The sequence below is a fragment of the Flavobacterium sp. Sd200 genome, from assembly GCF_009826935.1.
In the GTDB taxonomy this organism is placed as follows: Bacteria; Bacteroidota; Bacteroidia; order Flavobacteriales; family Flavobacteriaceae; genus Flavobacterium.
Genome location: NZ_WUMN01000003.1, coordinates 269,672 through 281,797 on the forward strand (window position 1 = coordinate 269,672; position 12,126 = coordinate 281,797).

Here is a 12,126-nt window from a genome sequence, read left to right on the forward strand (position 1 = left end):
TGTGGTTAGTACTGAGATGATAGATTTTATAGAATCAATCTTGAATCTGCCATCATCAATCTTAAATAAAAAAGCCACCCGGTTTGCGTTCCGGATGGCTTTTCACTAAAAATAGCAAGATGAAAACTAATTGTATTATAGATCTATAGTGTAAGATAGCGTTACATTGTTGCCTGTGGTTTTAACCTGCGCATTGTCGGTCAGGCCGGGTGTAAACAAAGGTGTTTCACTTTTGCGCTGATACCACGAGTAGGCCAGGTCTATTCTCGATCCGCCCAAATTAAAACCAACCCCTCCGGTAGCACCATACAGGTCGCCCACGTTGCGGCCATTTTTATAAGGGCTTTGCTGGTAGCGGTAACCTCCACGCAAACTAAGGTTTTTAATGCGGTATTCGCCGCCAATTCGCAGTTCGCCTGCCCAGTCGAGCGTGCTGGCAAGTTCGGTATTCAGGGCTTCATAGCGGCTTGTCGAATATTTTGTGTTGCTGTAATCCCTTACCGAATAATCAACGCTTAATAAACCGCTCCTGCCAAAAATATAAGCAAGGCTTCCGGTGTATTTAGAGGGTGTTTTTATAGTATAATCGTCTCCTATAGAAGTAACATAGGGGTTGGTAACAATAGTGCTCCCGCCCACATTAGAGACTATGCTTTGCGTAGTTTCATCCTGTAATCTTAGCCATGTAGGAGATTCATAAGCTACGCCTGCCCTGAACGAATCGGTTATTTTTGCTATGGCTCCTAGATTTAACGAAAAACCACCGCCATATGTATATCGTTCAGTATCGAACCTAAATGATCTTAAGCCATCTGAAAACGGATTGTTTGTATTTTCGTATAGGCTTGTATTATTTATATAATCGGTAAAATGAATGTTGAGGTTGGCACCTACATAAAAACGTTCTTTTAGCTGTGTCGCAAAGTTTAAGGCAACTTTTCCGTTAAACCCTGTGGTGCTTATATAGCTTTCCTGATAATAATTGCCGCTGCCTCCGGTGTTAGAAACATAAGGAGCGCCCGTTGGTGCTTCGTTAGGGTTAAATATATATCCTTTATAACCAAGATAGGCCTGTTGGTCTAAAAAGCTAAGGGTGTCAAAATATTCATCGGCAAGACTAAGGTCAAAAGCACCCTCACCATTAATACCATTGGCATATCTTAAAAAATAACGGTCTAAAGAATTAGGGCTAACGCCGTGCATGCCAATGCTATTCTCAAAACTGTTGGTGTTCTCGTAATTAAAGCCAAGGGTAAACTTGTTCATAAAAGCCCCTTCGTTATTGTTGTTAAAAACAAAAACGGCTCCAAGCTGGTTAAGGTCAAATGTATTGTCGTTTTGCCTTTGCCCCGTGCCATAATAGTTAGAACTGTTGCTAAGGTTGTAGCTGCTAAGAGATGCTGTTCCTGTGTTGTACATAAAAACGGCTGCTCCGGCGGGGTTTACACCAATTGCCGAAAGGTCTCCGCCCACTGCGCCAAAAGCACCGCTCATGGCACGAAAACGTGCTGTGCCTGTAAGGTTGTTTAAAGAATATCTAACGGCATCGGCAGCAGTGTTCATGTCCTGCTGAGCAGATGCGGTTAGTGTTGCCAGTAATCCGGCAGCATAAAGTATATAGTTTTTCATAGCCTGATCTTGTAATAAAAAAAAGCCCCATGTTTATACTTTAACAGACAAACATGGGGCGTGTATATTGTTAGCCTCTGCGGCCTCCGCCCCCGCCACCTCCGCGTGAGCCACCACCGCCTCCGCCTCCGGAACGTCCGCCGCCAAAGCTTCCTCCGCTACTGCGTGATGGTGCACTATAAGTTGGGCTGCTGCTGCGGCTTGGTTGAGATGGTGTATAATTTCTTGATGGAGATGTAGAAGGAGTATAAGTTCTTGTACTGTTATTCCCTCTGCCTGAATTGCTAAAACTGTTCCTGCCCCCGTTTTGCAGGTCAGAATTTCTTGAATTGCCCTGTCTAACGGTGCTGCTGTTACTCCTGCCGTTATTAAAACGGTTGGTGCTTACTGTAGATCTGCTTCTTCCGGCAGAATATCCGTTAGATACATTGCTTCTGCCGGGGTTGAATCTGCTGTTACCAGCACTTCTTCCGGCGCTGTACCTGCCATTGTTAACATAGCGTCCGCCCGGGTAGGCTGCGCTGCTTCTGCGCCCATAGTTGTTGTCGTAATAATGGTAATGATTGCCATAGTAGCCGCCGCCATAATATCCGCCCCAACCACCATAGTATGGGTAGCCCCAGCCACCCCAACCGCCGTAACCCCAGCCATAGCCAAGACCCCAACCGCCATACCAGCCATTGTAGCCAAGACCCCAGTCCCAACCGTTGCCATACCAGCCGCCGTAGTAAGGATATCCTCCCCAGCCCCAGCCGCCGCCATACCAACCACCCCAACCATTGTTGTTGTAGTAGTTTATGGTAACATCGTTAGTGTCCTGGCCCCAGCCGCCATAAGCATTAACAGCATTGTCATTTTGTACGCTTACAACAGAGTCGTTTTCATAAGAGCTGTAATTATCTACATCTGTAAAAACAGGATATTCGTCTTTAAGAGAATTGAAATACGTCGCATAGCCCGATGAGTTCTGGCCTGTAACCTCGCCATCTCTGTATTGGGCTACATTACCGTCGTTGTATTTATATACGGGCTGATTGTTAGCATCGTGGGGTACAGAGCCATAAATACCATCGGTATCGGCGCTGCTTGTATTTTGGTACGAACTGCAGGAAGTTGCAGCCCAGCCCAGGAACCCCATTAAAGAAAACAGGGACAGCCTGCGCAGGTTTAAGTATTCAGTTTTCATATCTCTGCATTTTTTTTATTGTTGAACTTGCAAAAATAGTTAGTTTTGCTAAACTATTATATGTTATAAATTTAAACAATTTTTGTGCCATTAATTTACGATGAGTAAGAATTTAACAAAGCGGTCAGAAGATTATTCCAAATGGTATAATGAACTGGTTGTAAAAGCAGACCTTGCAGAGAATTCTGCGGTTAGGGGTTGTATGGTTATCAAGCCTTATGGCTACGCGATATGGGAAAAAATGCAGGCCGAATTAGACAGGATGTTTAAAGAGACCGGCCATCAAAATGCATACTTTCCGCTGTTTATACCTAAGTCTTTTTTCAGTAAAGAAGCAAGCCACGTAGACGGCTTCGCAAAAGAGTGTGCTGTAGTAACCCACTACAGGCTGCGCACTGCCGAAGACGGTAAGACCATTGAGGTTGACCCGGATGCCAAGCTGGAAGAGGAACTTATAGTAAGACCAACGTCTGAAACGATTATATGGAATACCTATAAAGGTTGGATACAAAGCTACCGTGATTTGCCAATTTTGGTAAACCAGTGGGCAAACGTTGTGCGTTGGGAAATGCGCACACGCCTGTTTTTGCGTACTGCCGAGTTTTTATGGCAGGAAGGGCACACTGCCCACGCAACCCAACAGGAAGCTATTGCAGAGGCTGAACAAATGATGAACGTGTATGCCGACTTTGCAGAGAATTTTATGGCAATACCGGTAGTAAAAGGTGTGAAAACCGCTAACGAGCGTTTTGCGGGTGCGGTAGAAACATATTGTATCGAGGCGCTTATGCAGGATGGTAAAGCATTACAGGCAGGTACATCGCACTTTTTGGGTCAGAATTTTGCCAAAGCGTTCGATGTTAAGTTTGCTAATAAAGAGGGTAAACAGGATTTTGTATGGGCTACATCGTGGGGGGTTAGTACCCGACTGATGGGTGCTCTCGTAATGACGCACAGCGATGACAACGGACTTGTATTGCCACCAAACCTGGCGCCTATACAAGTAGTTATAGTGCCTATATACAGGACTGATGAGCAGTTTGAAGCAATATCTGCCGAGGCGAAGCAGTTAATGGCACGCCTGCGCAAGCTGGGCATTACTGTAAAATATGACGACAGGGATACGCATAAGCCGGGCTTTAAATTTGCTGAATATGAACTTAAAGGAGTGCCTGTGCGTATTGCTATAGGGCCAAACGACCTTGAGAACGGGACTTTTGAAGTGGCAAGACGCGATACATTAACTAAAGAAACGGTTATAAGTATTGATATTGTTAATCACATAAGTAATTTGCTGGAGGAGATACAGGCTAACCTGTTTACAAAAGCACTGAGCTTTAGAGATACCCATATTACAGAGGTATACACTTTTGAAGAGTTTAAAGATGTGCTGGAAAACAAGACCGGATTTGTATCTGCGCATTGGGATGGCACAGGCGAGACAGAAGAAAAGATAAAAGAGCTTACAAAAGCAACTATTCGCTGTATTCCTCTAAACAGGAAGGAAGAGGCTGGTACATGCATACTTACAGGTGCGCCAAGCACAGGAAGGGTGCTGTTCGCGAAGGCTTACTAGAATTTTTTTTAAATTTTTTTTGTTCCTCTATTGCATAACTCAAAATTAGTTGTACTTTTGCATCCGCATTAGAGGAACAAAATATTACTGGCCCGTTCGTCTATCGGTTAGGACGCTAGATTTTCATTCTAGTAAGGGGGGTTCGATTCCCCCACGGGCTACAAAATTTAAAGGTATAAAAGCCTTTATTTTTTTCTAATAATGCAACGGTCCGTTCGTCTAGGGGTTAGGACGCCAGGTTTTCATCCTGGTAACAGGGGTTCGATTCCCCTACGGACTACAATTAAGATATTAAGGAATTTAAGACATAAAGAAAATGGCAAATCATAAGTCAGCTTTAAAAAGGATAAGAACAAACGAAAAGAAAAGGGTGTTGAATAAATATCAGCACAAGACTACACGTAATGCTATTAAAGCTATACGTTTAGCTACTGACAAAACTGAAGCTACAGAGAAACTTCCTACAGTTGTTTCTATGATAGATAAATTAGCTAAGAAAAACATCATCCACGCTAATAAGGCTTCAAACCTTAAATCTAAACTTACAAAACATGTAGCGTCTCTTAACTAAGAACGTTTGTGTTACAGATATTATATTGAGCTCCCAATAGGGAGCTTTTTTTGTTATAGTTAGGTTTTTGGAAATAATGCCAAAAACTTTAAGTTGTATTTACTAAAACGTTTTTAAGTGCGGTCTTTAACTCCCGAAAATATTTTCATACTTGCCATAGCGCGTTGTGCACTGTTGCTTCCGCTTTTTATAATTAGCTGGAGTAAAAAGGCAGAGGTTAATATAAAATATGTTTGCTTATTTTTTGGCGTTGTACTTATAGATCAACTATTACTGCATTTTTTAGCCAGCGTAACACTTTTCCATAACCAACAATGGAACTGGGTTGGCAAAGCAGTCGAATGTGTCTTAGCGCTATTACTTGTTTTTAAATCGCCCTGGTTGAATATTAAAGAAGTTGGCCTAACATTTCAGGTTAAGGATAAGAAAATGGTGTTTGGTATTATTGGAGTGATCCTTTTCATAACTTTTGCAACACAGTATTTTCAAAACACCGCAAAGCCTTATCCTGATGCAGAAACACTCTTGTTTCAGTTCACTATGCCGGGTATTGCTGAAGAGTTGGTGTTTAGAGGTGTGTTACTGGGGTTATTGAATAAAGTTTATACCGCAAAAATTAATATTTTTGGCGTGCCATTAGGTTGGGCAGCTCTAATAACATCAGTATTATTTGGAGTGGTACATGCGTTTAATTTTTATTCTAACAGCATCGATTTTAACTTGGGCTATTTTTTTAGCAGTTTTCTGATGGGATTAATATTTGTTTTTATTAAAGAAAAATCGCAGAGCCTTGTGCCGAGCATAATTTGCCATAACCTCTATAATGCTGTTATTGTCTTTTTCTGACAGCAATCAATGCAAAACCAATTCCTAATCCCGCTATTAGAGCCAGGCTCAGGTTCCGGTTCGTGTCTGCAGGCAACTTTCCATACACGCGAAGAGGCTCCTTAGACTTTACAAGTACATTTCCGGGATTATCTTTTTTCTCCTTATTTAGCTTCATTTTTAACCTTACCGCTGTGGAGGCTGTATTTATTATCAGTTTAGGAAATAGCCTGTAAAGGTTTGTAATTGCCGCCGACCTGAGGTCCGGGAACAGGTCTTTTTTGGGGTGTTTGGCCAATTCGAGCATTTTTTCTGCTGTTTGGCGTGGGTCTGAAGCCATTGCTGAAATACTCATATTAAACCCGGAGTATTTTGCCGAATGCAAATTGCCTGTAGAGTTTTGCAACTGCGGATAAAGATTGCATACATGAATATGTTTTCTGTTCGATAACTCTCCCTGCAAACATTCCATCATTCCTCTTATGCCGTATTTTGTAGCCGAATACACGGCACTGTATGGTGCAGGCATAAAACCACCAATAGATACATTGTTTATCAAAATTCCCTCGTCCTGTTCTTTAAAAATTTTGATAGCATTATATGCACCGTGCATGTAGCCAAACAAATTGGTTTTAATTACCTGCTCATGAATTTCCATTGGGATCTCTTCAAATTTACCACTGGCCATAACACCTGCATTATTTATCCAAATATCAATCCTGCCATTAATTTTCAACGCCTCTGTGGCTACTCTTTCAACATCTTCTTCTAAAGACATATCGGCAGGAACTCCAATTGCAGTAACATTTAGGTTTCTGCACGCTTCTACTGTTTCATCAATACCTTTTTGCCCTCTCGCTACCACAACAATATTTGCGCCCTGTGCTGCAAAAACTTCGGCAGCAGCACGGCCCACTCCGCTGCTTGCGCCGGTAATTACTACTGTCTTTTCCTTTAAACTGTCCTTAATTTGTTCTGTATTTTTCATAATTCTTTTATATTAAAAACATGATTAACATAGGCTTTAGGCTAAACTTCCATACAAATTACTATGAAAAGCTTTTTGCTATACTATATTTAAGAAAACTTTATTCAATTGAACATTCGTTTATTAAGCTTTAATGTTCTGAGAGCATTTTTTCTCAATTAGACTACGTTCCCACCCAATTAGGCTACTTGCGCTGCGCATTGCATCCCGAACTTTGTATCATCAATTTAAAACATATAAATTATGTCAGATCAAAAAACAACAGACGGTACAAAAGTTTGGTTTATAACAGGAGCTTCGCGCGGGTTTGGCCGTGTATGGGCAGAGGCTGCTTTAAAACGTGGCGATAAAGTAGCTGCAACGGCCCGCAAGCTGGAAAGTATAGCGGTGCTTAACGAACAGTTTGGAGACCGTGTGCTTACTTTGGAGCTTGATGTTACTAACGCCACCCAGGCAAAAGAAGCTGTAGAAAAAGCTCATGCGCACTTTGGCAGACTTGATATAGTGTTGAACAATGCAGGTTACTCGCTTGTAGGTACTATAGAAGAAGCCAGCGCCGATGATGTTAAGGCTATGTATGATACGAATGTTTTTGGAACGCTTGCTGTAATACAGGCTGCATTGCCTTTGCTGAGGGAGCAGGGCTATGGCCATATACTTGGAACTTCGAGCAATTTGGGGCATGTAACACTTCCTGTTATTGGCTACTATGCATCATCTAAATGGGCATTTGAAGCTATACATGAAAGCCTTTCGTTAGAGGTTAAAGATTTTGGTATAAAAGTAACCATAATTGAGCCGGGTGCTTATGCTACCGAGTTTGGCAGTCAGGAGTCGCTTAAGTTTGCGCCGGGCATGGATGTTTACAACGATTTTAAGGCTAACTTTTTCCAACGCTTGCAGAACCTTGAACGCGGAAACCCTGATGCAACCCCACAAGGGCTGTTTGCTGCGGTAGATGCCGAAAATCCTCCGTTACGACTGTCGCTGGGCAGTAATAACCTGGCTTGGGTAAAAGGCGAATATGCCAGCCGCATGGCTGAGTGGGAAGCGTGGGAAGCGGTTGCTGTGGCTGCACAGGGATAAGAAATTAAACCAATTGCAATAGGGTAGCCGGTAGTCTGCAGATTATCGGTTATCTTTATATAAATTTTCCTGATATGAAAAAAGAAGAAAATCAGCCGCATAATTTTACATCGCTTACAGAGGCGGCCCGTGCGTTTGGGTTGCCGGAACCTGTGCATCCGCTTATAACCATACTGGGTGCCGAAAGTACGCAGGTTGTAGAGCGTTATGTTCCGCAGTCGCATGTGCTCCATTTTTATAAAATATCCTACAAGCCGCGTTTAAGCGGGCGTATAAAATATGGGCAGCATTATTATGATTTTGATGAAGGCGGACTGCTTTTTGCTGCGCCCGGCCAGGTAATTGGCAATGATGAAAACCATGGTGGTGTGTGTTCGCAATATACATTGCTTATACATCCTGATTTTTTATTGTCCTATCCGCTGGCAAAAAAAATAAAGCAGTATGGCTTTTTCTCCTATTCGGCCAATGAGTCACTGCACTTATCAGATAAGGAAAAGGCTACGATAATTTCCATTTTCAGTATTATTGAAGAAGAGCTCAACAGTCGCCTTGACGATTTTAGCCAGGATGTTATTATCTCTCAAATAGAATTGCTGCTCAATTATGCCAACCGTTTTTACCGCCGCCAGTTTATTACGCGTAAAGCAGTGAGCAACGACCTGCTTCAAAACCTTGAAGAAATTTTAGACGAATATTTTGGCAATGAACAATCGTTAAACGCAGGCATACCTACTGTACAGTATCTTGCAGGCAGATTGCATATATCGCCCAGCTATCTTAGCGATATGCTGCGCTCGCTTACAGGTCAAAACGCACAACAGCACATACACAACAAGCTGATAGAAAAAGCTAAAGAGCAGTTAGCGGTAACAAGTTTGTCGGTTAGCGAAATAGCCTATAGCCTGGGATTTGAACACCCGCAGTCGTTCAGTAAGCTGTTTAAAACCAAAACAAGCCTTTCGCCGGGAGAGTTTAGGAAGAGTTTTAATTAGGTTGTTTTTTAATCAGGATTTCTCCTGTCAGATTCTTTCTCATGGATTATTAAACATAGAGAAACTACAAGTTCTAAGTCTGCAATATTGTCATCTATTATAAAAATATCTTCGTTACTCAGGAAAGTACTTTGGTGTTTTGCATAACGTCCTATTTCAGTTCCATTTTTTGAAATAATATATATATTATATTCATTTTCTTTTACTGTATAGGTGTTATCATGATAGTTGGCTTTGTAATGTGGTTTCCATCTTTCAATTCGATTAAAATGAATCGGGATATTTTCACGATTCAAAAAGCGAACTTTATAGCTGTCCTGTAATAATGTTAATTCGCGTATAATTACTGACAGGACGATGTTGTCTTTTTTATCAATTAATTTTACACATTCCTGCCCTGCAATACTGTCTGTTATGGCGGAATATAGCTCCTTATCATCAACAAAAATTAGTTTTTTCCCTGATAGCGAAAATGGTTTGGCAGCTATTTTTAAATGCATATTTTCAAAATAAGTTTATAAGACGGGTTATTATTATTGTATCTAATATAAAAGAATATGCGTGTATCTTAGTGCTTAATTATAAAGAAAAAGCTCTGCAATTGCAGAGCTTTTATGTTTTGATACTATTCTCTCAAAAACAATCTTAATCGAACAGAAGTTTATGTCTCATTATATGTTTAAGAAAGTAATTAAGGGTGGCATCTTTGCTTTCTATTAATTGAAGTATTTAAGTCCAATTATATTTAAAATGTTGTTTATTATTTGTTTTGTCAGTAAGTATAAAATGGAAACAATAACAACCCTGATGATTAGTTGGTGCTTTTTAAAATCAAAGACCGAGAAGTATTGGTAATAGAAAATTATTACATACAAAAAGGTGAGCGCAGTAAGAAAATGGTTTACGTAAAAAAGAAAATCTATATTATCACTAAAAATCATACAGATTATTAGTATAAAACTGATTGCTAATGTTCCGCACAACAAGTATAAATTAAGGACTAAGTTCTCGGTATAATTTTGCTTACTCTTTTTGAAAACTAAATAACTGACAAGAGAAATAATGGGTATGTGCAGAAAAACTGTAATTTTTGAATAATGTTTTAATACTTTTAAAACGCCTTCTATTGCTGTTTTATCCTCATAAAAAACAGAGGCATCAAATTTTGCCCACTTTCTCAGAAAATAGCCTATTGTTATTAAAAGAATTATGGTTGAAAAATAATTAAAGTGTTTTACTCTTTTTCCTTGTACATATTCTCTGATACTGTGTCCAGGTCGGGTAAATAGTTCCTTTATTGTGTAGAAAAAGCCTTTGTCAAAGTGAAAAATTCCGTGAATAAAATCGTGTTGAAAAACATGATATAGCGAAAATCTGTGTGTGGATGTTGCCTGGCTGCAATTATTACAAAATTTCCCAGAAATTACTTCATTACAATTTAAACAGTTGGTTGTCATTAGTCAGTTAAAAACGTATAGTCAATTTATATTCTTTTGTGAGCCTTTGCGGTATTTGTATTGGCCGTTGCCTTATGTTTTTATAATAGCGGCTGTCTGCCCAAATAAGGATGGCTCTCACTACTGTATTACAGATTAAAGACAAATATATAATTAATATTTTTACTACAAATTTAATATATAAAAAGTGGGCTGAGTTGAGTGTATGTGCTGTGGATTCTTCTAAAATCAAATTTCCTGATTTAAAGTATTTGCGGAAATCCTAACAGAATTAATTACTGATATTGACTCTTATGGAAATTTTAAATCATAAAAAAAGTCTGAGAATTTAATTCTCAGACTTACTGCTTTTATTGTGACCACGATGGGATTCGAACTTATTTCTGAAAGCCCAGTAAAACCTGGCTATTCCAACTTCAATTTTAAAAGTGCCACGAAAGGCGTGAACGCTGCAAATGGTCTGATAATTTAAAACTAAACATCAAGAAATCAATCAGTTATACGCAGAGTGAGCACTACATTTTATTTCCGGCACTTAACTGATGAAATCGGTTATTTTAGACATTCACCACAGTCGTTTAACGACCCTTTTTCGATACTATAATTCCATACAAATGTAATCAATATTATAATCACATGATAATTTTAACGTATGGTCATTAGAGGTAATCTCTTTCTTATTAATCACCATCAAGCACAACTATAGATCTGCAACACATAACTACAGGTTATCCTTTTGTAAGCCTAAATTCCTGCGGGTGCTTTTTCATTCGGTACATGGGTACATTGTTCATGGCTGCGAATCGATATAATTTCTCCTTCAAATCCTCACTGTTTGCCTCAAACCGTGTTCCCAAGTAGATGGCAACCGGTTTTGGTACCTGCAATTTTTGCGGAAAATTTTCTGATTGCTTAAAAATCGTTATCCGCCATTCTTGTTCATATTCCCATTCTTTTGATTTGATCATGCTTGAGGCAATCATCTGCATCGTATTATATTCCTCAAAAATCCCAATTTTAGGCACCTTAGGGCTGTAGATGACAGGCTGGGCAAATGTCCTGGCAATATCATTGTCCAGTAAGTCGTATTCAATACATATACCTTTATGCTCCTGGGCATAATGACTCCATAACAGTAGCGAATCGTTATTTAGGCTAAAGCTGCAAATCCGAAGCTTGCGGTTGGTTTCTGATACAATTTCTGACCATCTGTCCTGCACTTTTGCGAGTTGTTGTTCCGGCGATAGATTTAGGGGTATGTTCTTGCCGGTACAAATCTCTATGTAGTCTTCATATGGCCTTTGGCTCTTAGCAAGTCGCCTGATTTCCGTCTCTGAGAGTTTTTTCCCTGTGATTTGAACAAACAAGTCTCGAAAGTCTCGGGAACCGTAGTATTTCCTTAAACATTCGTTGTTGTCAAACTGTATTGAGCATTCGAAAGGGTCATTAAGGCTTGCAATTTCCGCAAGCCATATATAATTATTTTCCAGGATGTCAATAGTTCTTTCGGAAAGTGCCCTGTATTTATAGAAAGATCCCGGAAAATTCTTGAGCTTCAACGGAATCGCAGCATCAAAGTTTTCAACAAGCATCATTTCCCAATATTTATTCTGCCAATTTTTCAATTACGTAATATTTAGGTGTGTAAAGATACCATGACTTTCAGTGTCGCAACAGTGCTTTTTATTGTGATTTTTTCATGTCTTAAAATAAATTTCTGATAGCATTTCATTTGTGGTAAAGTTAAATTGGAAAGGGGTTTTTGTTTAAGTATCTGTAAATCAATTTTTTAAAATCTCAAAAAACCTGTCCT

11 protein-coding genes and 2 tRNA genes are annotated in these 12,126 nt (G+C 39.8%); 7 read left to right on the forward strand and 6 right to left on the reverse strand.

Annotation, left to right across the window (positions count from 1 at the left end; translation table 11 throughout):
* Positions 1 to 135: 135 nt before the first annotated feature.
* The gene (locus tag GR160_RS10420; RefSeq protein ID WP_160749809.1) at positions 136 to 1,629 is read right to left on the reverse strand and encodes an OmpP1/FadL family transporter; all 1,494 of its coding nucleotides are present in this window, start codon (positions 1,627 to 1,629) and stop codon (positions 136 to 138) included.
* A gap of 70 nt (positions 1,630 to 1,699) precedes the next feature.
* Entirely contained in the window at positions 1,700 to 2,815 is a 1,116-nt protein-coding gene (locus GR160_RS10425; RefSeq protein WP_160749810.1) for a hypothetical protein, read from the reverse strand.
* Between the two features lie 100 nt (positions 2,816 to 2,915).
* Here GR160_RS10425 and proS point away from each other — a divergent pair, with 100 nt between their 5' ends.
* From proS to GR160_RS19570, 5 genes are all read left to right on the forward strand, one after another.
* Positions 2,916 to 4,391: a proline--tRNA ligase gene (gene proS, locus GR160_RS10430; RefSeq protein ID WP_160749811.1), complete on the forward strand. Its 1,476-nt coding sequence runs from the start codon at positions 2,916 to 2,918 to the stop codon at positions 4,389 to 4,391.
* A gap of 89 nt (positions 4,392 to 4,480) precedes the next feature.
* A tRNA-Glu gene (locus GR160_RS10435) sits at positions 4,481 to 4,552 on the forward strand.
* 47 nt (positions 4,553 to 4,599) lie between these two features.
* Positions 4,600 to 4,671 (forward strand) — tRNA-Glu (locus GR160_RS10440).
* Between the two features lie 36 nt (positions 4,672 to 4,707).
* Positions 4,708 to 4,962, forward strand: a complete 255-nt coding sequence (gene rpsT, locus GR160_RS10445) for a 30S ribosomal protein S20 (protein WP_160749812.1) — start codon at positions 4,708 to 4,710, stop codon at positions 4,960 to 4,962.
* Positions 4,963 to 5,079: 117 nt separating this feature from the next.
* Complete coding sequence (locus tag GR160_RS19570; protein ID WP_160749813.1) at positions 5,080 to 5,808, forward strand: CPBP family intramembrane glutamic endopeptidase; 729 nt, start codon at positions 5,080 to 5,082, stop codon at positions 5,806 to 5,808.
* On the opposite strand, the gene GR160_RS10455 is transcribed toward GR160_RS19570, so the two are convergent.
* Entirely contained in the window at positions 5,792 to 6,775 is a 984-nt protein-coding gene (locus GR160_RS10455) for an SDR family NAD(P)-dependent oxidoreductase (protein ID WP_160749814.1), read from the reverse strand. The two genes, GR160_RS19570 and GR160_RS10455, sit on opposite strands and share 17 nt — an antisense overlap.
* A 243-nt stretch (positions 6,776 to 7,018) precedes the next feature.
* Between GR160_RS10455 and GR160_RS10460 the strand changes: the two genes are divergently transcribed.
* Positions 7,019 to 7,861: an SDR family NAD(P)-dependent oxidoreductase gene (locus GR160_RS10460; RefSeq protein WP_160749815.1), complete on the forward strand. Its 843-nt coding sequence runs from the start codon at positions 7,019 to 7,021 to the stop codon at positions 7,859 to 7,861.
* A 74-nt stretch (positions 7,862 to 7,935) separates the two neighbouring features.
* Positions 7,936 to 8,856 carry an AraC family transcriptional regulator gene (locus GR160_RS10465; protein WP_160749816.1) on the forward strand — a complete coding sequence of 307 codons (921 nt, stop codon included), beginning with the start codon at positions 7,936 to 7,938 and terminating at the stop codon, positions 8,854 to 8,856.
* Positions 8,857 to 8,864: 8 nt separating this feature from the next.
* On the opposite strand, the gene GR160_RS10470 is transcribed toward GR160_RS10465, so the two are convergent.
* From GR160_RS10470 to GR160_RS10480, 3 genes are all read right to left on the reverse strand, one after another.
* Positions 8,865 to 9,356 (reverse strand): hypothetical protein, encoded by a 492-nt coding sequence (locus GR160_RS10470; protein WP_160749817.1) that lies wholly within the window; start codon positions 9,354 to 9,356, stop codon positions 8,865 to 8,867.
* Between the two features lie 216 nt (positions 9,357 to 9,572).
* Positions 9,573 to 10,313, reverse strand: a complete 741-nt coding sequence (locus GR160_RS10475; protein ID WP_160749818.1) for a DUF3667 domain-containing protein — start codon at positions 10,311 to 10,313, stop codon at positions 9,573 to 9,575.
* A gap of 728 nt (positions 10,314 to 11,041) precedes the next feature.
* Positions 11,042 to 11,938, reverse strand: a complete 897-nt coding sequence (locus GR160_RS10480) for a DUF2971 domain-containing protein (RefSeq protein ID WP_160749819.1) — start codon at positions 11,936 to 11,938, stop codon at positions 11,042 to 11,044.
* Positions 11,939 to 12,126: the final 188 nt, after the last annotated feature.

Coding starts and splice junctions, on each gene's coding strand:
- GR160_RS10420 (WP_160749809.1), bottom strand. CDS start 1,629: ATGAAAAACTATATACTTTATGCTGCCGGATTACTGGCAACACTAACC.
- proS (WP_160749811.1), top strand. CDS start 2,916: ATGAGTAAGAATTTAACAAAGCGGTCAGAAGATTATTCCAAATGGTAT.
- GR160_RS10465 (WP_160749816.1), top strand. CDS start 7,936: ATGAAAAAAGAAGAAAATCAGCCGCATAATTTTACATCGCTTACAGAG.
- GR160_RS10470 (WP_160749817.1), bottom strand. CDS start 9,356: ATGCATTTAAAAATAGCTGCCAAACCATTTTCGCTATCAGGGAAAAAA.
- GR160_RS10460 (WP_160749815.1), top strand. CDS start 7,019: ATGTCAGATCAAAAAACAACAGACGGTACAAAAGTTTGGTTTATAACA.
- GR160_RS10475 (WP_160749818.1), bottom strand. CDS start 10,313: ATGACAACCAACTGTTTAAATTGTAATGAAGTAATTTCTGGGAAATTT.
- rpsT (WP_160749812.1), top strand. CDS start 4,708: ATGGCAAATCATAAGTCAGCTTTAAAAAGGATAAGAACAAACGAAAAG.
- GR160_RS10425 (WP_160749810.1), bottom strand. CDS start 2,815: ATGAAAACTGAATACTTAAACCTGCGCAGGCTGTCCCTGTTTTCTTTA.
- GR160_RS10455 (WP_160749814.1), bottom strand. CDS start 6,775: ATGAAAAATACAGAACAAATTAAGGACAGTTTAAAGGAAAAGACAGTA.